Origin of the sequence: Enterococcus sp. S53, from assembly GCF_016516865.1 — a bacterium.
Classification (GTDB): Bacteria; Bacillota; Bacilli; order Lactobacillales; family Enterococcaceae; genus Enterococcus_D; species Enterococcus_D innesii.
Genome location: NZ_JACVUH010000005.1, coordinates 83,149 through 105,250, shown reverse-complemented (window position 1 = coordinate 105,250; position 22,102 = coordinate 83,149). Strand labels below are relative to the sequence as shown.

Below are 22,102 nucleotides of genomic sequence, written 5' to 3'. Positions count from 1 at the left end.
CATATTAGAGAACGATATGTTTTTTAATATCTAAAACGAAAATGGGGCTGAAGAATCAATTCTGATTCATCAGTCCCATAAATTATAGAGCCTTTCTTGCGGCTTTCTTTTATGGGCTTTTGTCACAGTCTCTTTTTTGCGTTATTTCAAAAATAACTTTACTTATTTTATCGAAATCAGTGATTTATAAAAAAAATAATATTTTTTATTTTGTTATTTTATATGTACTGATTTTTTTAAATAACGTTTTTTATTCATTTTTTGATTATAACATTATCATTATCTACAGAGAGAAGATGGGAAGCGTTCTTTTAACTTATCATTTTTGGGAGATAGAAAAGCTTTTTTCTTCACGGGATTTTGTCAAATATTTTATCTTTTTATTTATTTTTCTCATCTTAATTTAATTGTTGGTGTTGATTTATCCCTCGTTTTTTGTATTATTTATGAAGGAGAAAAGCAGTTTTTCGAAAAGAATCGATGATTCATCCTGATAATTTGCGATTTTTTCAATCGATGAGTAACAGATAGCTGTAAGATGTGGAAGTTACTAAAATTGGAATTATGAAAAAACAATTATAATCATAATTTTGAACGGGAGAAAAAAAGAATTACAATTCTCTTCCTTCAAATCGCTAAACTAAGAGTTGTAACACATGGCGTGCACTGCGCGATACGTTAATTTTTTAAGATAGGAGGGATAAAGTGAAACGGTTTTTAACATCTTTACTTGTTTTTCTACTAACATCAGGTCCGTGTTTTTCATATGCAATGGTAGTGGCACAAGCCGAAAGTGTTACAAAAACAAGTGAAGAACAAAGTACGTCTTCTGCTGACTCTGTCATTTCATCGATCGACAGTCTGGAAGAGACGAACGGAACGGAAATGCAAGCATCTAGCGAACCTGCTTCGACAGATTCTACAGAAGCAACTGCGAAGACATCTTCGTCAGAGACCGAAGAGTCATCTGAAGCCGTAGAAGAAGTACAATTGACTTTTTTGACAGATACTGAGCATGTATTTGCTACCGGAGAAACCCGCATCCAGATCAGCAAAAACAAAGGGGAAGCAATAGAAAAAAGTGAACTACCAGTTTTTGAGGATGATACTGATTTTGAAGGATGGGCGTTAGACGGGACAGTTTATACGAGCCAAGCGTTGACTGAATTGATTTTCACGGAGAATCAAACCTTAACTGCTGTTTTTAAACCGACTGTTAAGGCAAGAGCAGCGAACATCACGTTAGCAGAACAATCGATCAAAGAGATCATTGCAGAAGCCGATAAAACGAAAGTGATCGCTGTACCAAGTCCAGCTGGAGATGGTTTAGCATATGCGGAATATACCAATAGTGCTGAAGGGATTCGTCAAGCGTTGTTTGATATGTATCAAAACGGCAATGGCCAAGAATTTGCTTTGTATGTCGGCTCTGGCTCAGCTTTAGCGACTTTGCCAACAAATCTGACTTCAAAAACGATTCCAGCCACAGTCGATAATACAAACATGACTTTTTATGCACTACAAGGAAAAATCAGTCGCTTGATCATCACAGGACATAGTGATGATCCCATCACAGATGCAACAACGGTGACTTCGGGTAGTCGAGCAGTCGCACTTGGCACGGACATCTACTTCGGTTCTGATGTAGTGATTCGAAACCTCAACTATACGGGGACGAGAATGTACATGAATGGGCATAGTCTTTCCTTGAACGGTGGTTCCACCGGGGATGGCCTTGCTATTTATGGGGGAAGCAACAATGGCGACCTTACTGGAAATCCGACGATCACTGTAAATGCGACAGGTTCAGGAACTTGGAGCATCTATGGTGGGAATCAAAGCGGTGGTACATTGACTGGGAATACAGCGATTGTCGTAAATAATACGGTGGGCGGCATCAGTACGATTGCAGGAGGTGCCAGTATCGGTACGATTGATGGGAATACCAATGTTACCATCAATCGACTAAATGGCACATTGACCGATTATTATGGGGGCGGTGTCGGAACCACTACTTCAAATACAGCCAATGTTACCGGTAATGTCGCAACAGTCTTTCAAACAACGAACACCAATTTCCGTTTAGGAACCTATTATGGCGGTGTTCAATACGGGAACATTGGTGGAACAGTCCACAATACTCTCACAGGAGTGGGTGGTTGGACCGGCACAGGATTGAATTATTATGGTGGTTCCAGAGAAGGAAATATTGGACAGACACGAGAGCAAACAGCGATTACGAACCAAGTAGACACTAGCGCCTATTCTACAGGAGCAGCCTATTTTATTGGTGCCAATCGAACCAATGGAACGATTACTGGGAGTATTGAAAATACGATTAAAGCAGGTGACTACAATCAAGGGTCATTCAATCGTGTCGATGGCGGAGCAGGAATGGACGTGAGTGTTACAAGTCTGCAAACTGGATCCGATAGTGTGTATGATGCGATGACACCGGCTGATCGCCGAGCTTACGCTGAAACCACTGCTCGCTTTAAAGTATACGGCGATATTACGACGAAAATCCTAGAAGGCTGTGTCAGTTATGGAGGAGACAACTTATCCTATACGCGGGCAGCTGGGTATGGTGGCTTTATTGACGGTAGCACAACTGTCGAGGTCGGCGTATTAAATGATTCTCGCACGGTCGGTGGTTCTGGTTTCGTCTACAGTTATGGGGGACGATCTTATAAAGATGGTATTCCCTATTCAAATAGCTTGAATTCACGAGCAAATGGTGTCGGAACGTTTGATATCGTAGGCGGAGGCGGTACCAATGGTGTGCAAGCAACCAACCTTTATATTTATGGAGATACCAAAACAGTCCTAAACAATGTAGTCGCTCGTTGGACCTATGGTGGTGGTTTTTCAGGAATCATCGAGGGAAACACGGCAAACATCTTGAATGGCGGGATCGTTGATACGTTGGAAGGTGCAGGATATACCGGTAAACGTGTATTCGGTGATTCACATGCTGAAGTAAATTACGGTCAAGTCGACTGGTTTCTCAGTGGCGGCGGTTGGGGGGATGCCAAAATTACTGGGGACGTTTCAGTGACTGTTCATGATGGTATCATCAACGCCTCCATGGGGGCCTCATATGGATATTTTTCAGGACACACGATCAATGGAAATTCTGATAATCGAATTTACGGCGGAGATTTTTCTGGAGCACCTCGGACAGGTCCAAGTGCTTTTTCTGGAGGAATCACGAATGCAGGTTCGCTGCTAGGAGATGCCCAATTAACGATCGACCTAAGGGACTATGAAGGGGAATTTAAGCTTCCTTCTGGAACAAACATCTCAGGCGGCAATCCCTTCAACAGTACCAACATCGTTGGAACTGACAGTTCCAATACGATTACATTGAACATATATACAAAACCGGGATCAGATGCGCTGAATGGGGCCACGATCTATGGTGATGGCGGTTCAACGGCCGCCAACACAAGAAGCGGTAAAATCAATATTAATATACAAGCAGAAGGATCAAGTATCGGTAACTTGTATACAACAAATTATTCAAACATTTCTTCAAATCGAATTTTAAGAGATGTCGAGATGCGGGTTCAAGGAGCCAAAAGTATCAATGGGATCTCAGGCGGAAACGCGTCAGATAACTTTACGAACACGATCGTAGCCAACAGCAGTAATCAAGTGAAGATGAACTTTGGTGAAAATGTCGATGGGACAGCTTCTTATCAAACTGATCCGATCGCTGTGACGGGTCTGGGGATCGTCAACTTTACCGAATTGAACGTGACAAACGGCATCAAGCTAATGGCCAATGGGGGAGACATCAAAAATGGCCGTTCAGCTACTGCTGCCAATCACGCAACGACCTATCATCAGTTCGGTGATATCCATCTTTCTAAAAATGCCGGTATCGGTATTTCTTCCGCAACGAATTTGATTTCAGGCGCGAAGTTAACGGTGGAAGACCAAGGGACGATCGAGTCACCACCGGGAACGGGGCGAATCAATCTCTCAGATTTCGCAACACCAGATACGGATAAAGACCATTTAACGTGGCTGAAAACGACGACCAATGATGCAGGCTCTCGAGTCAATAGTCAAGGAACGTGGTTTGGTACGGTTAGTGCTTACCAAGTGTTGACCATAAATCCAACTGCTGCTAATGCGGCAGCGATCACCCCAATCAATTTCAGTGGGATCGAAAAAGCGACTGGGAAAACCTTCATTGGGGACAACGATGTGACCAATGCAGCCAACGGGTACGGTATTGCGATACCAGGGTCGATCATTAACTACGAAGTCGAAGCACCGGGAGTCGCGAACGGGATCGGGGCTATTAGTCACAATGTAACAGCAGTCAAAGAGAACAATACACCGCTTACCTTGCAAGCCTGGGGGACGGAGCAAGCAGGGACACAAGTGCAAAAAGGGCGTTTATTGATTCCTTATACGGTCACAGAATTGCCAACATTGACGTTTACACCAGAAACCCAAACGTCCGGTTCATGGTTATATGCCGGTCAAATCAAATCCAGCAAGCTAGATAGCACGGATCAGCAGTTGACGGAACAACCAGATTCAGAACCAGTTGATTGGACGAGTCCTGATGGGGAATATAGTTACGATATCAGCGTACGCTACTCAAATAAGGCGGAAGTCCAAGCCCGCAATGTGATTCTTACAGAACAAGAGGCACAATCGCTGACCAAAGAACAAGCTGTGACTTATCTCGAAGCCAGTGGGCGTCCTTTCTTTAAAGATACGCTGACAGAAGAGGTCTTAGCTGCAATTCAAGAACCGTTAGAAACAGCGGTCTATCGCAAACAAGCGATCACTTTCTCGGTAGGTGAAAACGATCAGAATCAGGCAGAAACCACCGTTAATTTGGTGGTGGTCAAAAATGAGAGTGTCATTTCTGACGACCGGCAATTTGCCGTCTATGCAAAAGATGTCCGTTTGACCTTACCGGAAGCAACGGCGCTGACCGATGAAGCAGCTCTGGCAGACTATACCCAAGCAACCACGATTTTTGCAGATAATCGCGAAAATGTACCACCGACTGTCGATCCGCAAGCTTTTACCGCGATCCAACAAGCAACGGAAGATGAGTTGTTGAAAAATGTCTCAACGGCTTACCATTATGAAGCAGGCAGTCAACGGGCAGAAAAAGTCGTCAACGTCGCAGTTGCCGGCGAGCTTGTTTTAAGCAGTGTGCCGACAGCCTTTGATTTTGGGCAGCAAAAAGTTGCCACAGAAACACAAGATTATTGGCCAACGATCACAGGAGAACTAGCAGTGAAAGATACGAGAGGATCCGAACGAAGTCCATGGCGCTTGACGGTCAAAGAGCAACAGCCATTAACGGATGGAACAGATCAATTAACCGATGTCTTCCGCTTTGTGAAAAACGGTCAAGAACAGATGATAACTAGTGGGGAAATGATCATCGAGGAAACGGAATTGACAGAAAATGGCACTTACGTCGTGAATCAGCACTGGGGCGAAAGTGAAAATGAAGGCATCAAACTTACCGTTCCAGTCGAACAGCAAAAAGTTGGGGACTATCAAGGAACCTTGAGCTGGCAGCTGGTTTCGGCACCTGGCAACCCATAAAGGCAGGAAAACAAATGAAAAAAATCATGATCGGTGTTATTACTGGCTATCTATTATTGTTCCCTCAACTCGTTTCAGCAGCCGAAGCAGGTGCCTATGATAGCAATGGTGTCACTTCCTTTTTCGGCGTCTATGAAGAACCCGTTGAGGAGCCAGAAGAGCCCATAAAAGAACAACCAGGGAATAAACAAGTTAATCAAAAAGGCAACAATATTTTGCCAGCAACAGGGTCAGATCACTTTAATCGCTATCAAAGCAGTGGTCTTGTCGTTTTGTTGGCAGTAGGAATCATTTTAATCAAAAGGAGAACAAAAAATGAAAAAAATTTTCTTGACGGCAGGCATTCTATTGATGAGCACTGCACTGTTACCAACAGCCGTTAATGCCGCTGAATACACCTCAAATGGGGCAATTACTTTTGAAGCAGACCCGAATCCAACCAATCCAGTCGACCCGACCGATCCAGAAAAACCAGTTGATCCTGTCGATCCAACCGATCCCGATGGACCAAACCCTGGAACAGCTGGACCACTATCGATTGATTTTGCTTCAAGTTTTCAATTTGGCAACCAACTGATCACTTCTGAAACAAAAGATTATTACGCACAGCTGCAAGAGTTCACAGCTGGCGCTGCTGGACCAAACTATGTGCAAGTAACTGATAAACGAGGAACGCAAGAAGGTTGGTCATTGAGCGTTGTGCAAAATGGACAATTCAAAACGGCTGATGACGAAGAACTGGTAGGCGCTTCATTATCGATCGCCTCTGGCGCTGCAACTTCGGTCACCGATATGCAATACGCACCAACGGTTACGGCAAGTCATACCTTTGTACCAGATAGTGAAATCACATTGGTCAACGCACCTGTTGGTAAAGGAATGGGGACTTGGATCTACAAGTTTGGGAACGATGCAACGGAAGGATCAACGGCAGTAAAATTAAACGTGCCAGGTAGTTCTGTAAAATTAGCCAAAGAGTATCGGACGACATTGACTTGGAATTTGAAGAATGTCCCAGATAATATCGGTAGTAATTAAGAAACGATCTTTAAAATAAAAGGAGTGTTATATATTAATGAAAAAAACAGCGTGGGTCTTTGTAAGTCTTGCCGTATTGGCAGCAGCGAGTGCAGCAACCGAGGTTTCAGCAGCTGAAGCTGCTTCTTACACATCAAATGGGGCGGTTGATTTTATTCCGAATACTGATCCGACGAACCCAGTCAATCCAGAAAATCCAGATCCAGAAAATCCGGTCAATCCTGTGGATCCAACCGATCCCGATGGACCAAACCCTGGAACGAATGGTCCATTATCGATCGATTATGCCTCTAGCTTAGATTTTGGTGTCAATAAAATCTCAAATAAAAACGAAGTCTATTATGCACGAGCACAAGGATACTTGAATGACGATGACACAGCTTCTACATTAAAAACTGCCAATTATGTCCAAGTTACAGATAATCGCGGTAGTAATGCCGGTTGGCGGTTGTCTGTGAAACAAAATGGGCAGTTCAAAAATGAGTCAACGTTGAATCAAGAATTGACAGGTTCTGTCATCACCCTAACAAGTCCGACAGTTAGATCCAATGCGGTGGGTGTCACAGCTCCTGTGGCGGAAGCAACGATCACATTGGATGCAGCAGGTGCTGAATCAGTGGTGATGACTGCAGCAAATCAAACGGGGGCTGGAACATGGGTCAATGCTTGGGGAAGCGTTGAAACGGTCACTGAAATAGATAAAGATGGCCAAGAAGTACAAGCAGATGTTACCAAAGCGGTCGCACTTTCTGTACCCGGCAGCACACCAAAAGATGCCGTTAGCTACACGACTACACTAACTTGGGTATTATCAGATACACCAGGAACGGAAGGATAAGGAGTATAGATATGAAAAAGACACTAGCATTTCTCTCAGTATTAGGCTTAAGCCTAGCAGCACCAGTGCTGGCACAAGCAGCAGACAGTGCAGAATACAACTCAAATGGACAAATCACCTTTGAACCAAATACGGATCCAACCAATCCAATCAGCCCAACGGATCCAGATCCAGAAAATCCAATCAAACCAGTTGATCCAACAGACCCAGATGGACCAAATCCGGGAACCAACGGACCGCTATCGATTGATTTTGCTTCAAGCCTTTACTTTGGCACACAAAAAATCACCTCGAAAACAGAGGTCTATCATGCGGAAACCCAAAAATACGTGGATTCAGCAAATGAAAATCAAGAAGGCCCCAACTTCGTCCAAGTAACAGACAATCGGGGAACAGAGAGCGGTTGGACATTGAATGTTCGCCAAAATGGCCAGTTCAAAACAGCGGAAGACCAAGAATTGACTGCTGCGCAAATTCGTTTGACAAAGGGAACTGTGGTAACACCGTCATTGTCACCAAAACCATCAAATGTGAGCACAACGATCACATTGAATCCAAACGGTGCCCAATCCTTAGTGATGAGTGCCCAAGATGGTGAAGGAGCAGGAACCTATCTAATGAGTTGGGGCGATAGTTTAGCCGCAGCCATGGATAGTATTGAGTTGGAAGTTCCAGGCTCAACGACGAAATATGCCAGCCAATACAACACCACGTTTACTTGGTTACTAACAGACACACCAACCAACCCATAAGTACCAGCTTTCTCCTTGAACCCTTTCGAGGTTCAAGGAGAATACATAGAAAGAAGGGACATCCATCATGAAAAAAATCAACCAGCTTTTGGCGCTCCTATTCGCGAGTATTTTCTTTTTCGTACCAACTATAGGAACCGCTTCTGAATTTAACTTTGCCGTCAATCCAGTGATTCCAGAGAACCAAATCGATAAAGAAAAGACTTATTTTGACTTGAAAATGGCGCCGGGGACGGTCCAAACTGTGGAAGTCCAATTGCGTAATGATACCGATCAAGAGGTAGTCATCGCACCAGTGATCGCTTCAGCTACCACAAACCTAAATGGAGTCGTGGAATATGGCGAAAACGACATCGAAGCAGATGAAACATTGCCTTATGATATGGCTGACTTGATTGAAGTGGAGAAAGAAATCACGATCCCGAAACAATCCCAGATCACCTTGCCTTTAAAGATCACTATGCCTTCGGAATCCTTTGAAGGAGTCATCGCAGGTGGCTTGACCTTAAAAGAAACGACAGAGGAAAATGCTACGGCTGACAGTGAAGAAGACCAAGGCTTAGCCATCAAGAACGAGTATGCCTATGTCGTTGCGATTTTATTGCGTCAAAATACAGCAGAAGTTGCGCCGGATCTGAAACTACTAGATGTTGGACCGGGACAAGTCAATTCTCGTAACACCATCAATGTCACCCTCCAAAATCCTGAAGCAGCGTACTTGAATTCATTACGCCTGATTAATGAAGTGAAGAAAAAAGGCGATAGCGATGTTTTGTATTCTTCGGATACTTCCCGGATGCAAATGGCACCTAATTCCAACTTCTCGTACCCAATCTCATTAGAAGGGCAACGTTTAGAAGCCGGGACCTACGTGTTGACTTCCGTTGCCTATGGTGGGAAAAGTGAAGAAGGACAATACAAAGTTGAAAATGAAGAAGGCGAAGAAGAAAGCTATCTTTATAAGTGGACCTTTGAGGAAGAATTCACAGTGACTGGCGATGTCGCACGTGATCTGAACCAGAAAGATGTGACGATCGAAACAGATTACACGTGGCTTTACTTCTTGATCGGCGGTCTGTTGTTATTGCTCGCCTTCTTGCTGCTTTTATGGTACCGACGAAAGAAAAAAAATGAAACGGATGAAGCGTGAGCACCTTGAGAAATACTTGATCGATGGCTTGATCATCGCAGGTATCCTCTTGTTGGCACTTCCTTTTTTAAAAGAAAGCATCGTCAGTTGGCAATTACGCACAAGCGAATTGACGATAGCGACCCAGCTGCCGACAACGATTCCAGAAGAAGAAACCATTCAGATACCGACTCTGGGGGACGTCTTAGCGCCACAGCCAGCAACGATCACCGGGTACGGCTTTGTCACGATCGAGGCAATCGATTTCCAGCAACCACTGCTGGTGGGTTTGACCAATCAGCAGCTGCTGAAAGGCGGTGTCGTGATGTTTCCTCAGCGTTTGTTAAAAAATAGCAATTTTGTCGTTTTAGGGCATCATCTCGGTAGACAAAGTTTGTTATTTGGTCAATTGCTAGAAGCACAGGTGGGGATGGAAGTGTCAGTGAGCTATCTCGAGGAAAGTCAACAGTATATCATCATCGATAAAAAAATCGTGGAGGAAACAGACTTGTCGGTTTTAGCGGATGACCAAGGGCCAAGGCTGACCTTGATCACTTGTCCAACACCAACGCGAACGGACGAACGCTTAGTGCTGACAGCGATTCCTGTTGAGCAGACAACTGCCCAGCAGTCGCAAAAATCGTCGAGCAGTACGCCACAATCATCGGATGGGCTGATTGTAAAACAAGAAAAGCAATGGAAACAACAATCTAAAAAAAATTGGTTTCTTTTATTTGTTATTTTATTTATAATTAGTGGATGCCTGCTAAGCGTTCACAAACTGTTGGAACGTTCAGCGTCATAGAAAGATCATCAGAAAGTGCGCGGATGATAAGGAAGGTGAAGAAATGAAACGCAGATTTGGCTTTGTCATTGGTGCCTGCATGTTTATTGGATTGATCGATCTTGTTACAGAACAAGTCGTTTTTGCCACCATCTATAATCCGCTGGACCCCTCAGAAGAAATCGTTCCGACAGATCCTCCGGAAGAAGTACCAGAAAAAGTGAATGAACCACCTGCTGAAAAAAAAGAACCAGAAGAGCAACCAGCTCCTGAACCCGAAACGGTTCCGAAGAAAGAGCAGGAGCAATCCATATCTCCAGAAAGTAATTTTTTGGACAAACAGAAACACTTTGGACAACGAGTCATGCTAGAAGATGTTTTCGTATCGGATAGTTTAAAAGTGGATGTAGCACTCCCAGGAAATAATACGGATGGCGATGGGGATGATAAACCTTCGTATCTTGCCAGTCTCTGCTATTTATTTTCAGGAAACGTTCTTTATGGCCAAAAAAATAATGGAGGCTTGAAAACGCATGTTTGTGACATTTTTGAATAAAGCGGACAAACGAAAATTGGTCCTGTTACAATATTTGGAAAACGCCATCGCTCTTTCTGAAACGAAAGAAACCTTGATGGATCAATTGACCATGTCGGAATTTCTAATCAACAAAACCGTTCAAGAATTGAATCTTGATTTTTATGAACTAGGGTTGAATGAGGAATTTGAGATCGTGACCGATGGGACGGTCATTAAACTCAATGCGTCCGGGCTGGCAACTTCCGATACGCTATTGACTTATTATTTGGATCAAGCGTTAAAATTTTCCATGTTGAAAGAATGTTTTTTTGAACAATTGTCTTCGCTATATGAATTTGCCACCAATCATTATTTGAGTCACAATCCTGTCTATAAAGAATTTAAACAGTTTAAACTGATTTTGAAGGAATATGACATTGATGTGACGAAAGAGTTTCAGCTGGTGGGGGAGGAAAGTGAAATCAGAGAATTTATTTTTCTCTTTTTTATGAAGGAATATTATTTGGATCATTCTCCCTTTCCAAAAGAGATCCTCGAAAAAGAAAAGTCTTTTGCGCGATTCAATGAGAGTAATTGGCTTAATCACGAACAGTCTGCTCGCATGCGAATTCGCAAGAAACACTATTTAGGCATTATTTTGTCCCGCATGGATAAAGGGCATTACATGCAAAATACGCTAGAAAATGATCTGATCATGCCGAAGCACTTGGTGATTATTGATGAGTTGAAAAGCTGGTTACAAGAGATTTTAGCCATCACAGATCAAGAAGTGCTAGAATGTGAGGCACGGGATATTTTACGCTTTTTGATCGTTGAAGGGTGGTTGATCGACAATAACAGTTACATTGATCAAGAACAAATCTATATTCAGCAATTAAACACGGATTTTATTCAATCGGTCCAACAGCAGTTCTCATTAACGGCTGAAACATTGACACTCCTTCAGACCGAGACGACCACGATCCATTACCAGCTCTTATCGTTTTCCTTTAGTTCCCGCTATGAATACCAATATATGGATGTGACGTATTTTCTTGAGACGTACCCCGAATATGCAGCCTTTTGTCGCAACTATTTAGAAGAAAACCGCAATCGCCCAATCTTATGGAACAACAAGGAATTTTTGTTTTTCAGATACCTGATTTTATTAGTTTCTACGATTCCTTTAAAAGAGATTTTGGTTCCCTTGTATGTCTGCGTTGATTTTTCTTTTGGTGATTCTTATAATCAGATGATCCAAAAGAATATCGAAAAAATTCTCGATTTGAATGTGCAATTCCAGAGTTACCCAGATGATCAAACGCATTTGATTCTTTCAAACCTCCCCTTTTATGGTGCCTTAGGAATCGACCATATCTTATGGTTGGCCCCTCCTAGACCTATTGATTGGGCCAATTTCACAGAAAAAGTCAGCGCGATCCGCAGGGAACAGTTTCAAAACAAAACGGCACAATGAGCATCTCGCCGTTTTAATAATAAAGCGTCGTCTGTCCTCTCAAGGAGGCAGGCGTTTTTTTTGCAGAGAATCACATTGCCAAAAGAACAATCATGAATCGGTCATCTTTGTAATGTATCACTCATTGGTTGTGAAAAAGGAACATTTGATAGGATTTTTTTTTGCTAGAAAATTTGGTATGATAGAAAGAGAAGAAAAAGAGGTGCCCTATGATGGATGGGAAACAAACGAAGGCTGTGATTGGCCAGACATTGATCACCCTTTGTGAGACCAAAGAAGTGAATAAGATCAGCGTGCAGGAGATCGCCGAAAAAGCGCAGGTCAATCGGCAGACGTTTTACTATCATTTTCCTGATAAGAAAGCCCTGATCCAATGGATCTATCGGCAAGATGCGCTGATTTTTTTGACGACTGAAGATGTCGCCCTTGATAATTGGGAAGAGGCCGCCTTACGCATGCTGAAAGCAATGAAACAAGCGCCGGCCTTTTACCGCAAATCACTGGCTTATGACCGCGAGATCTTAATGAACGGTTTTTTACAGATCACAGAACCGCTTTTTCAGCGCTTGTTCTTGGAGGTTGATCAAGAGCAGCAATTGACGAAACAAGACATTCTATTTTATAGCCGGTTCTTTTCCTACGGCTGCGGAGGCATTTTGGAAAATTGGATTCGCAACGACTTTCCAGAGACGCCATTAGAGATTGCAACGCAATTGTTTCGTTTGGCGAAGGATGTAGAATTTTTTGGCCACCAAATCTATGAAAAAGAGGAGCAATGAGCGATGACGAAAGTTTTATTTGTTTGTTTAGGTAATATCTGCCGTTCCCCCATGGCAGAAGCCATTTATAGAGCAGAAATAGCAAAACGCAAATTGGATTGGCAGATCGATTCGGCAGCGACTAGCTCTTGGGAAGTCGGACACTCAGCTCATCCAGGAACTCAGAAAAAGCTCCGTCAAGTAGGTTTATCAAGCGGAGGTCTTATCTCCCGCCAGATCACAGAGGCAGATTTTACAAAATTTGATTGGATCATTGGCATGGATGAGAGCAATGTTGAAAACCTGCATGGGCTGGCACCGGCCAATACGACAGCCAAGATCCGTTCGTATATGAGTGTCGTTCCCGGCAAGGAGACTGAGGAAGTGCCAGATCCTTATTATACAGGGGATTTTGAAGAGACCTACCAACTGCTACAAGAAGGAATTCCTTATTGGCTAGAGAGTATTTCTTCGGAGAAATAAGACGTGTTCGCTTGTATTTTATCAAAAATTTGCTAAAATAGGATTATGAAATGCGAACGTATGTGTGGTTTTATAAACTGCTGTAACGCGCAGAAAGGAATGTCCAATGGAAAAGAAACCATCGCCCATTAAACAGTTGGGTAAACTCATTGTGATGACATCCACAACCTTGCTAGATACCTTTTTCAGTGATGATGCTGACAAGAAGAATCAGTCTGAAAAAGTGAAAGAGATCCAGCGAACGCTGCAAGAAGCAGCTGCTGCGAAGCATCTGGTGGTGTTGCAAGTAAAGACAGAGAAATTGGGTGGTTTTGAAACCGTTACCGGGTGGATCGTCGGTAAAACGGTAGCAAAAGAACAAGTTGTCTTGAAATTACAAAGTGACCGTCAGCAGCTGCGAATTATTCCCCTGAATCATGTGCTAAAAGTCAGCACCTTGAATACAAAACCCGGCTTGTAATCAAGCCTGTGCATAGCAAAAAAACCGCTGGGTCATTAGACATAGCGGTTTTTTTAATTGCTAATTAAGCGTGCTTGTTTTTGACTTCAGCGAGTCGCCAAGCAGTCATCATAGCGATCAGTTCATAAGGGATCGGTTGCGCAAAAGGGAACTGGACCGCACCTTTACTAGTCTTGTAGGGTTGTAGAGCCTCTTGGAAGGCCGTGATCGCAGAAGGCGTAGGATAAAAGCCGAGATGCTGTTTGGCGCAGGCAAAATGCACGATATTTTCTTCCTGATGATAGGTGGGCATTTGGTAACTGATTTTTTCAACCGCTTCTGGCAAGACAGCCTTAATCGTTTGGCGGACAGTTCTTAAAATCACTTGTCGTTCTGCTGGAGCTGCTGCAATGTATTGGTCAACTGTCGTAATGTCTTTTGTCATGGGACACCTCCTGCCTTTAGTATACGGTAAACTCCGTAAGAAAAAAAGGAGCCTGTCAGTGGGTGGCTGACAGGCAAGGAGTAAAAATGAAAAGTGTTAGTTAGGGTTGTTTGTTGGGTTATGTATACTATACTGCCCAAATATGAATTTTTTGTGGAGAAAAGATTGGAAAGTGTTTAAGTTTACTACCTAAGAAAATACCCCAAAAAAGACCCGTCGGTGGGTGGCCGACGGGAAGGAGTTAAAAATGAAAAAGTGTTAGTTAGGGTTGTTTGTTGGTATACATAAAGTATACGAGATAAATATGAATATTCTGTGACAAATCTTTTCGGAAGTTCTTAAGAAACCGTAACGGTTTGATTACAAGGAAAGATTCTTTTCGTCAAAACGATTTTTTAAGGTACGGTACAAATCAATGTATTGCCGATCATCTGCCGCATAATCCCAAATATAACTCATTTTTTCTGGTTTAAGCTTTTTCATCAATTGGTTGGAACTAACGATAACATCATAATTTTCTTGCTGATTCAGATCATAAGGCTCTGCTGCCACGAAGGTCAAGTCATGCAAGAATTGATTTAAACCTTGAACAACTAAGAAATTATCTTCTAAGGCAACCCCAACCCGTAGACGATTCGAGTAACGGATTTGATCATAAAATGGCAAGAGGGCATGAGTATACATCGTTGCCATCTGCTCTTGATTTTCATCATTGATATAATCTACTGCTGATTCTTCACGGTAGCTAGTCAAGAAATCGTCGATTTTTTGTTGTAACTGTTCTTCAGCAGATCCGCGATTGATCGATGGTGTCAGCAAGCGATAGATGTTAGGAAATGGCTGACGAAAAACATAGTTGCCGAAGGTCACATTAATCAAATTCCCCACAACTAATGGCTCGTCTAACAGGCCAGGTTGTGAAGCAAAAAAAGTTGCTTTCATTTCTGCTAAAAGGTCTGCCACAAGCGGATAGACCGGATTTTGTTTGTTTGAGAAGAAATGGATCGTTTGTTGTAAGGCTTCTTCTTCCGGACTTAAATAGAATGGGAAGATTTGCGCCATCAAATAAATAAAGCCAGATTCACCTTTCAGTTGTTTGTCCGTCATTGAAACTTCAGGATCAACGACTTGCGTCAAACGCTCAAAATCGAAGTATGGATTATTTTTCATCAAGAAATTGTACCGTTTGTCGTATTTGGCAAAATTTTCTTTTTTGATTCGTAAAAGGATCAGGGCAGCAAAATACTTCAACTCTAGTCGACCAAGATAAGAGTGAGTCATTGGGAAGTATTCCGTGAAACGATCCACTACTTTTTCTGCTTCGCTTTCCGCGATCGCAAAAGGCCATTCAATGCCACGGGTACCTAACCAAATAATGTTGAATAAGGAGAGCCGCACAAGACGCTCATCGCCTACTAAGTTTGATTCAGTGTAAGTAAAGCGAAGCTGGAATTGTTTCAAATGTTTTTTTAGATGTTCAAATTTGCGAGACACCGTTGAACGACTGACATCGTATTTTGCACAAAAATCCGTGATCGTTGGATTGTCTTCATTCAGCATGTAAAGAACATATAAGAACGGAACGCTTTTATTCAATAAATAGAAGCGGTATTCATCGATCGTTACCGCGATATTCTGAGGCTGTAATTTACCGCCACGACCGAGTATCGACATATGATCCGGAGTCAACTCAGCTAGATCTTGGTCGATCTCAGTCAACTCGATAAAAGCTTGTTGGTAGCTCAACTCCATTTCCTTTGCCAATTGTGCGATTGGGTGGCTAGGGTTTTGCAGAGTTAGCATACGCCGGAATATTTTAAATTTAATTAATGTTTGCGGGTCCATCATAAGTTCTTCATAAAACATAGGTATCCTCCTTTGTGGCTCTATTGTATCTTTTTTTTACGAAACTGTCAGTCTTTTTAATCAAAAAAATAGCCTACCTTTTAAAAAAAGGTAGGTTATTTTCGTCTTTTTAACTAATTTAGGCCGAAATAGGATCTTTTTTGAACCATGACCATAGCAAACCAATCAAAAATCCGATCGCCGCTGGTATGACCCAACCCATCCCGATTTGGAAAAATGGCAGATAATTAGACGCAAAAGACAAAATTCCTTGCACAAACGCATTATTGGTAATCAGTGCAGGACTAGCATTTAAGCCGTCGATGATTGCAGCGATCAACGTGAAATACGTCGTCATTCGATAGACACTGGCACGATGATGAAACAAGGGACTGATGATCGCCAACAAAATCAAGGTGATCGCCAGTGGATAGATAAACATCAAGACTGGAATGGAGAATTCAATGATATTAGTCAAGCCAACGTTGGCGAAGATCGCTGGTAAGATACTTGTCAATGCGATAAAGAAACCGTAGCTTTGTTTTGGAAACAACCCAGCAAAGGTCTCAGAAAAGGCTGTGATCAAACCGATGGCGGTTTTTAAGCAGGCAGAGATGACGATCAATGCCAATAATAGACTGCCGATGGTGCCAAGGTAGTGGTTGGCGATTTGTGCCAAAGCGATCCCACCGTTTTCGCTGATGGGAAACTGACCTAAACTTTTGGTTCCCATATAAGAAAGTAAGGTATAGATGATCCCCATCAACACGATACTGACAGAGCCGGAAAGAATCGTGTCTTTTGCGACTGTCGTAGGTTTCTCAACCCCCATATTGCGAATCGTTGAGACGATGATGATCCCAAATGCTAAGGATGCCAATGCATCAAGGGTATTGTAACCATTGGTGAAACCAGTGAAGAAGGCATCGTTTTGATAGCTAGGATAGATCGGCGCATCGCTGATCGTTCCTAGGGGTTGCCAAAAGGCGAAAAATAGCAGAACACCTAGTAAGACCAGAAACAAGGGATTTAAAAACTTCCCGACATAATCAAGAATTTTGCTTGGTTTACGTGAAAACCACCAAGCAGCACCAAAAAATAGGGCAGAAAACAAGGCCAATAACCAAGTTTGCATATCTGATGAAACGTGGGGAGCGATCCCGATCTCATAAGAAGTAGTGGCCAAACGGGGCAGAGCAAAGAAAGGCCCAATCACTAAGTAAAGCAAAATCGTAAATATCATTGCATAGCGTCGATTGATCCGAGAAGCTAATTCAAAAACTCCGCTACTTTGGGACACCCCAATGGCGATTACTCCTAAAAATGGCAAGCCGATTCCAGTCACTAAAAAGCCAAGATTGGCTAAGCCGACATTCGCACCAGCTTCTTGTCCCATGTGAACGGGGAAGATTAGATTTCCGGCACCAAAGAACAGACCGAAAAGCATTGATCCAACATACATATAATCCTTAAACTGTAACTTTTTTTCCATAAATGAAAGCTCCTATAATTCCTTAGTTTTTAAAAAAATAACAAATTTTCCGACAAATAGCAATGTTTTTTTGTTATTTTTTGGTAAATTCTGACGATTCTGTTTCCCATAATAAAAAAACACTTAGCATTGAATTCTTCCAAGCTTACTGAAAAAAGGATAAAAAGCTCGGAAGAAGAACACTAAGTGCTTCAAGACAGAGAATTAATTCAACACACGGGAAAGGAATTCTTTGGTGCGCTGCTCTTTTGGATGAATAAAGATATCTTCTGGTGTTCCTTGCTCGGCAATGACGCCTTGATCCATAAAGATGACCCGATCAGATACTTCTTTGGCAAAGCCCATTTCGTGGGTAACAATCACCATCGTCAAGCCAGTATGAGCTAAGGTATTCATGGTCTTCAACACTTCACCGACCATTTCTGGATCCAATGCAGAAGTCGGCTCATCAAACAACATGACATCTGGATTCATCGATAAGGCACGGGCAATGGCTACCCGTTGTTTTTGTCCACCTGAAAGCTGGGAAGGCTTGGCATTGGCATATTGAGCCATACCGACTTGCTCCAGATTTTCTTTGGCAGTCGCTTCCGCTTCTTTGCGATCGCGTTTTAAAACAGTGACTTGTCCAGTCACGCAGTTTTCTAATACATTCATATTGTTGAACAAGTTAAAGGATTGGAAAACCATCCCTAGATGTGTCCGGTATTTCGGCAAGTCATAGCCTTTTTCTAGCACATTTTCACCTAAGTAGATGATTTGTCCACTGGTTGGTTTTTCTAATAAGTTGATGCAGCGAAGAAGTGTGGATTTTCCTGAACCAGAAGAACCGATGATCGTGACAACTTCTCCTTTATTAACAGACAAACTGATGTCTTTTAAGACTTCGTTGTCGCCAAAACTCTTTTTTAAATGGTCAATTTCAATGATTGCTGACATGTTCTTCCTCCTTATTCGTTCGGGTTGATGTCTTCTAATTTGACATACGCACTGGGACCATCCATTTTGCGTTCAACAAAGCGCAAGATCTGGGTAGCACTGATGGTCAAGACTAAGTAGATCACACCGATGATCGCAAATGTTTGGAAGTATTGGAAGTTCGTTCCAGCGGCTGATGTACCTTGGAAAAAGAGGTCCGCAACACTGATAACACTTAAGACGGCAGTATCTTTGATATTGATAATGATCTCATTCCCGGTAGCAGGTAAAATGTTGCGCATCACTTGCGGCAACACGACTTTGATCATGGTTTGCCAATGGGTCATACCGATGGCTTGAGCTGCTTCAAATTGACCATCATCTACAGCAAAGATCCCACCACGAACGATCTCAGACATGTAGGCACCGGTATTGATAGAAACGATCAGCACGGCTGCCAGCGTTCGATTCATTGAGACGCCAAAAGCCAAAGCGGTTCCGTAGAAAATAACCATAGCTTGAACCATCATTGGGGTCCCGCGGAAAACTTCGATATAGATGGTTAGTAAGCCATTAACGATCCGTTGGAGGAAACGTCCTACTGGATTTTCTGAAAGCGGCAATGTCCGGAAGATACCGACTAAGAGACCAATGATCAATCCGATGATCGTTGAAAGGATCGCGATGAATAAGGTCAAGCCAGCACCTCGCAAAAAGAGCATGCCGTAATCATCAATGATTTTTTTGAAATCAGCGATCAGACCTTGATCCGCTGTTTCTCCGCTGGCATCTGCAGGCTGATCCAAGACTGCTTGATCCATCAGGGAAACCCGTTCTTCTTCAGAGATTCCTGCAAGGATCTCATTGACTTTTTCAACATCCGGATCGCCTTTGCGCATCCCAACTGCTACTTGGACGTCTTCTGGATTGGTTTCAAAACCGGCCCCTTCATCGAACTCGACCATCTTCAAATCAGGATTTGCACCGACGGCAGTGACGCCTTCTGGTCGTTCACTGACGTAGCCATCAATGATTCCCGAAGCTAAAGCAACGCGCATGGAGGAGAAGTCTCGCATGGCTTGTTCTTTTTGGACCTCAGGGATTTGATCAATGACGGTATAATGGAAAGTATTCAGCTGAGCAGTGATTTTCGCTCCAGCAAGATCAGCGAGGCTTTTAGCATCGGCGTACTCGCCATCTTTACGAACCACTACCACCAAATCTGATTCATAGTAAGGATCGGTAAAATCGATTTGCTCGCGACGTTCGGCAGTTGGTGACATCCCGGCGATCACGGCATCGATAGTCCCCGCTTGTAAAGCTGGCGGTAGGCCGTCCCATTGGGTTTTAACGATCACTAATTCCTTGCCTAAGCCTTCAGCGATTCGTTTGGCGATCTGGACATCGTAACCGCCGGCAAATGCCGAGCCTTCTTCCCCAGAAATTGGCACGGCACCATTGGCGTCAGTGGTTTGCGTCCAGTTAAATGGCGCATAACCCGCCTCCATGCCGACACGGAATTGTTCTGCAGGTGTTTGGTCATCCGCTTGCACAGTTAAGGGCAGCTGAATGAGGGTTAGACAGAGGGCGAAGACCGCCCAGATCCAATTATTTTTTTTCATTTTTTCTCTTTCCTTTCACGAGTTGGACAAGCAGGTAAGGATGAAAAAGCAAAAAAACAGCCGTACTCCATGATTGGAAAACGGCTGTTGACAAGTCATCGTCGACAAACCTTTCACAAAACATAGCGCAACTTAGACAAGCTAAGACAGTCCGCAAATTATTCATTTGCGGCCCAACAAAATCGATGCAAGCAAAACCGATCTTGTTTCGGCGATGTTCCCTAGCTCTGCTGTAAACGTGTTGCTTCACTCAGCAGGATTAATGAACCTCGCGACCTCTACCTAAATGTTAAAGGGTACTCGTATTTAATTTGATTCTTCTCAGAGTTTAGAAGAAAAGCACCCAAATGTCAATTCTTTTTAACAAAAAAACGACCATTTCCCTATTTTTATCAAAGAGAAAGCGGATCGTTTTTACGAGTGTCTATTGGAACCCTTAAGCGACTTTCGCTTTTGGTTCACGGCCTAAAACAGCTTGGATGACTGTCAAACCAAGCAATAAGCCAAGTGCTAGATAGATGAGGCTTGAGTATTGTGTAACGCCCCAATCTTGTCCTAAGGTACGGTACACCACAAGGACGATGGCTTGAATGATTGCTGTGATGACATTTAAAAAGCCAAATGCCCATAGATTGCCATTTTCTTTACGTGCTAAATAGAAGATAGAGAAATATAAGCTGACTGCCAACCAACCGAAACTGATAATGATCATTGCCCAATAAATAATAGCTGCTACCAATGTATTTCACCTCACTTTGATTCGTGACTAGTTTACCACGTTTTTTGTTCCTTGTCATGAAGGAATCTCTTTCTTTGTGAGGCAAAAAACAAAGCGCAAAAGCAGTAATGAAAAGATCGTCTGCTACATTTGCTATTGGTGGGTTTGCTGAAAAAGGGACGATTTTTCTAGATTGGTTCATTTTCAGCTGTGTATAATAGAAATAAACTGTTTTTTTTGCAGAAAACTACGAGTTAAGAATCAATTAATAATTAGTTAATAGCTGATTTAGATCTGCTTGCTAGAATGATCACAGAAGCAAGCAAGGAGGAAGTAAAAATGGAAAATGTTCTAACAATCAAAGGATTAAACAAATGTTACGGCAAACAGCAGGCGCTGCATGATGTCGATCTAACGATCGCGAAAGGAGATATTTTTGGATTGGTGGGGAGAAATGGTGCTGGGAAGACGACCTTATTAAAAGCAATCGTTCAGTTGATCCAACCCACTGGTGGCAGTCTACAGTTGTTTGGTGTCGAAGGCGGCAAAGCGTACACCCAGATGCTGAAACGCGTCGGCAACGTGATTGAGACTCCAGTCGCTTACGACCAATTGACCGCTAAACAAAATCTAAACTATTATTGCAAAATCAGCGGGGTGGTGGAACCTGATGCCGTTAGTAAGGCACTGTCGTTTGTTGGTTTGACCAATGTCGGCAACAAGAAATACCGTGATTTTTCTTTGGGTATGAAACAAAAGCTCGGCTTAGCCATCGCTTTATTGAACCAACCGGATTTTCTGATATTAGATGAGCCGATCAATGGCTTGGATCCTGTAGCGATCGTTGAGTTTCGGGAGCTGCTTTTACGATTGAATCAAGAACGCGGCATGACGATTTTGATTTCCAGCCATATTTTAGAAGAGTTGTACTTAGTGGCTACACGTTTTGGGGTCATTAGTGAGGGGCGTCTGATCAAAGAGATGACCAAACACGAATTCGATCTGATGGCGAAACGGTTTATTCAATTAGAAGTAGATGATGTAGCCACAGCTAGCCGCTTACTGGACAGTCAGCTGATTTCTGAATATAAAGTTGTCAGTGACCACAAAATTCATATTTATCAAGAGAATGTGTTGATTCGGGACCTGGTCCGTCAGCTGGTTTATGAAGGGATCGCTATTGATCGGATTTCTTTTGAAGGGGAAAATCTAGAGTCGTATTTCAAAGAGTTAGTAACAAGTGAAGGGGGAAAGTAAG

General features: G+C 42.8%; 19 protein-coding genes and 1 riboswitch. Of the genes, 13 read left to right on the top strand and 6 right to left on the bottom strand.

The annotated features are described in order from the left end of the window. Positions 1 to 705: 705 nt before the first annotated feature. From IAE45_RS08640 to IAE45_RS08585, 12 genes are all read left to right on the top strand, one after another. The gene (locus tag IAE45_RS08640; RefSeq protein WP_325123416.1) at positions 706 to 5,589 is read left to right on the top strand and encodes a hypothetical protein; all 4,884 of its coding nucleotides are present in this window, start codon (positions 706 to 708) and stop codon (positions 5,587 to 5,589) included. A gap of 14 nt (positions 5,590 to 5,603) precedes the next feature. After that, positions 5,604 to 5,972 carry an LPXTG cell wall anchor domain-containing protein gene (locus tag IAE45_RS08635; RefSeq protein ID WP_200125847.1) on the top strand — a complete coding sequence of 123 codons (369 nt, stop codon included), beginning with the start codon at positions 5,604 to 5,606 and terminating at the stop codon, positions 5,970 to 5,972. Then, positions 5,905 to 6,627 carry a WxL domain-containing protein gene (locus tag IAE45_RS08630; RefSeq protein WP_442784172.1) on the top strand — a complete coding sequence of 241 codons (723 nt, stop codon included), beginning with the start codon at positions 5,905 to 5,907 and terminating at the stop codon, positions 6,625 to 6,627. Before IAE45_RS08635 ends, IAE45_RS08630 begins: the two co-directional genes overlap by 68 nt. A 37-nt stretch (positions 6,628 to 6,664) precedes the next feature. Continuing rightward, complete coding sequence (locus tag IAE45_RS08625; RefSeq protein ID WP_096742140.1) at positions 6,665 to 7,465, top strand: WxL domain-containing protein; 801 nt, start codon at positions 6,665 to 6,667, stop codon at positions 7,463 to 7,465. An 11-nt stretch (positions 7,466 to 7,476) separates the two neighbouring features. Beyond that, positions 7,477 to 8,217: a WxL domain-containing protein gene (locus IAE45_RS08620; protein ID WP_077453989.1), complete on the top strand. Its 741-nt coding sequence runs from the start codon at positions 7,477 to 7,479 to the stop codon at positions 8,215 to 8,217. A 67-nt stretch (positions 8,218 to 8,284) separates the two neighbouring features. After that, the gene (locus IAE45_RS08615) at positions 8,285 to 9,367 is read left to right on the top strand and encodes a DUF916 and DUF3324 domain-containing protein (RefSeq protein ID WP_200125849.1); all 1,083 of its coding nucleotides are present in this window, start codon (positions 8,285 to 8,287) and stop codon (positions 9,365 to 9,367) included. Next, positions 9,357 to 10,151: a class A sortase gene (locus IAE45_RS08610; protein WP_077453993.1), complete on the top strand. Its 795-nt coding sequence runs from the start codon at positions 9,357 to 9,359 to the stop codon at positions 10,149 to 10,151. Before IAE45_RS08615 ends, IAE45_RS08610 begins: the two co-directional genes overlap by 11 nt. Positions 10,152 to 10,194: 43 nt before the next feature. Further along, the gene (locus IAE45_RS08605; protein ID WP_077453987.1) at positions 10,195 to 10,686 is read left to right on the top strand and encodes a hypothetical protein; all 492 of its coding nucleotides are present in this window, start codon (positions 10,195 to 10,197) and stop codon (positions 10,684 to 10,686) included. Next, a complete protein-coding gene (locus IAE45_RS08600) occupies positions 10,664 to 12,124 on the top strand; it encodes a helix-turn-helix domain-containing protein (protein WP_140965126.1) in 1,461 nt (486 codons plus the stop codon). Before IAE45_RS08605 ends, IAE45_RS08600 begins: the two co-directional genes overlap by 23 nt. Before the next feature lie 209 nt (positions 12,125 to 12,333). Next, positions 12,334 to 12,903 carry a TetR/AcrR family transcriptional regulator gene (locus tag IAE45_RS08595; protein ID WP_200125851.1) on the top strand — a complete coding sequence of 190 codons (570 nt, stop codon included), beginning with the start codon at positions 12,334 to 12,336 and terminating at the stop codon, positions 12,901 to 12,903. 3 nt (positions 12,904 to 12,906) lie between these two features. Further along, on the top strand, positions 12,907 to 13,365 hold the full coding sequence (locus tag IAE45_RS08590; RefSeq protein ID WP_200125853.1) for a low molecular weight protein-tyrosine-phosphatase: 459 nt from the start codon (positions 12,907 to 12,909) through the stop codon (positions 13,363 to 13,365). 106 nt (positions 13,366 to 13,471) lie between these two features. Beyond that, the gene (locus tag IAE45_RS08585; RefSeq protein WP_077453983.1) at positions 13,472 to 13,825 is read left to right on the top strand and encodes a hypothetical protein; all 354 of its coding nucleotides are present in this window, start codon (positions 13,472 to 13,474) and stop codon (positions 13,823 to 13,825) included. Between the two features lie 64 nt (positions 13,826 to 13,889). Here IAE45_RS08585 and IAE45_RS08580 read toward each other — a convergent pair whose 3' ends face one another. From IAE45_RS08580 to IAE45_RS08555, 6 genes are all read right to left on the bottom strand, one after another. Beyond that, on the bottom strand, positions 13,890 to 14,249 hold the full coding sequence (locus IAE45_RS08580; protein WP_200125855.1) for an iron chaperone: 360 nt from the start codon (positions 14,247 to 14,249) through the stop codon (positions 13,890 to 13,892). 360 nt (positions 14,250 to 14,609) lie between these two features. Further along, positions 14,610 to 16,115, bottom strand: a complete 1,506-nt coding sequence (locus tag IAE45_RS08575) for a helix-turn-helix domain-containing protein (protein ID WP_140965123.1) — start codon at positions 16,113 to 16,115, stop codon at positions 14,610 to 14,612. 118 nt (positions 16,116 to 16,233) lie between these two features. Continuing rightward, the gene (gene brnQ / locus IAE45_RS08570; RefSeq protein ID WP_200125857.1) at positions 16,234 to 17,586 is read right to left on the bottom strand and encodes a branched-chain amino acid transport system II carrier protein; all 1,353 of its coding nucleotides are present in this window, start codon (positions 17,584 to 17,586) and stop codon (positions 16,234 to 16,236) included. Between the two features lie 204 nt (positions 17,587 to 17,790). Next, a complete protein-coding gene (locus tag IAE45_RS08565) occupies positions 17,791 to 18,525 on the bottom strand; it encodes an amino acid ABC transporter ATP-binding protein (RefSeq protein ID WP_005227196.1) in 735 nt (244 codons plus the stop codon). An 11-nt stretch (positions 18,526 to 18,536) separates the two neighbouring features. Beyond that, on the bottom strand, positions 18,537 to 20,126 hold the full coding sequence (locus tag IAE45_RS08560) for an ABC transporter permease subunit (RefSeq protein ID WP_077453979.1): 1,590 nt from the start codon (positions 20,124 to 20,126) through the stop codon (positions 18,537 to 18,539). A 115-nt stretch (positions 20,127 to 20,241) separates the two neighbouring features. After that, a riboswitch (Lysine riboswitch) is annotated at positions 20,242 to 20,415 on the bottom strand. A gap of 147 nt (positions 20,416 to 20,562) precedes the next feature. Then, positions 20,563 to 20,865, bottom strand: a complete 303-nt coding sequence (locus IAE45_RS08555; protein WP_005227198.1) for a hypothetical protein — start codon at positions 20,863 to 20,865, stop codon at positions 20,563 to 20,565. 318 nt (positions 20,866 to 21,183) lie between these two features. On the opposite strand from IAE45_RS08555, the gene IAE45_RS08550 reads away from it, so the two are divergent. After that, the gene (locus IAE45_RS08550) at positions 21,184 to 22,101 is read left to right on the top strand and encodes an ABC transporter ATP-binding protein (protein WP_200125859.1); all 918 of its coding nucleotides are present in this window, start codon (positions 21,184 to 21,186) and stop codon (positions 22,099 to 22,101) included. The last annotated feature ends 1 nt before the right edge of the window (position 22,102 follow it).

What these genes read in the sequence shown, in the direction of transcription:
- IAE45_RS08565 (WP_005227196.1), bottom strand. Translation starts at nt 18,525, where the DNA reads ATGTCAGCAATCATTGAAATTGACCATTTAAAAAAGAGTTTTGGCGAC.
- IAE45_RS08635 (WP_200125847.1), top strand. Translation starts at nt 5,604, where the DNA reads ATGAAAAAAATCATGATCGGTGTTATTACTGGCTATCTATTATTGTTC.
- IAE45_RS08625 (WP_096742140.1), top strand. Translation starts at nt 6,665, where the DNA reads ATGAAAAAAACAGCGTGGGTCTTTGTAAGTCTTGCCGTATTGGCAGCA.
- IAE45_RS08620 (WP_077453989.1), top strand. Translation starts at nt 7,477, where the DNA reads ATGAAAAAGACACTAGCATTTCTCTCAGTATTAGGCTTAAGCCTAGCA.
- IAE45_RS08615 (WP_200125849.1), top strand. Translation starts at nt 8,285, where the DNA reads ATGAAAAAAATCAACCAGCTTTTGGCGCTCCTATTCGCGAGTATTTTC.
- IAE45_RS08600 (WP_140965126.1), top strand. Translation starts at nt 10,664, where the DNA reads ATGTTTGTGACATTTTTGAATAAAGCGGACAAACGAAAATTGGTCCTG.
- brnQ (WP_200125857.1), bottom strand. Translation starts at nt 17,586, where the DNA reads ATGGAAAAAAAGTTACAGTTTAAGGATTATATGTATGTTGGATCAATG.
- IAE45_RS08595 (WP_200125851.1), top strand. Translation starts at nt 12,334, where the DNA reads ATGATGGATGGGAAACAAACGAAGGCTGTGATTGGCCAGACATTGATC.
- IAE45_RS08610 (WP_077453993.1), top strand. Translation starts at nt 9,357, where the DNA reads ATGAAGCGTGAGCACCTTGAGAAATACTTGATCGATGGCTTGATCATC.
- IAE45_RS08580 (WP_200125855.1), bottom strand. Translation starts at nt 14,249, where the DNA reads ATGACAAAAGACATTACGACAGTTGACCAATACATTGCAGCAGCTCCA.
- IAE45_RS08630 (WP_442784172.1), top strand. Translation starts at nt 5,905, where the DNA reads ATGAAAAAAATTTTCTTGACGGCAGGCATTCTATTGATGAGCACTGCA.
- IAE45_RS08585 (WP_077453983.1), top strand. Translation starts at nt 13,472, where the DNA reads ATGGAAAAGAAACCATCGCCCATTAAACAGTTGGGTAAACTCATTGTG.
- IAE45_RS08560 (WP_077453979.1), bottom strand. Translation starts at nt 20,126, where the DNA reads ATGAAAAAAAATAATTGGATCTGGGCGGTCTTCGCCCTCTGTCTAACC.
- IAE45_RS08550 (WP_200125859.1), top strand. Translation starts at nt 21,184, where the DNA reads ATGGAAAATGTTCTAACAATCAAAGGATTAAACAAATGTTACGGCAAA.
- IAE45_RS08575 (WP_140965123.1), bottom strand. Translation starts at nt 16,115, where the DNA reads ATGTTTTATGAAGAACTTATGATGGACCCGCAAACATTAATTAAATTT.
- IAE45_RS08605 (WP_077453987.1), top strand. Translation starts at nt 10,195, where the DNA reads ATGAAACGCAGATTTGGCTTTGTCATTGGTGCCTGCATGTTTATTGGA.
- IAE45_RS08590 (WP_200125853.1), top strand. Translation starts at nt 12,907, where the DNA reads ATGACGAAAGTTTTATTTGTTTGTTTAGGTAATATCTGCCGTTCCCCC.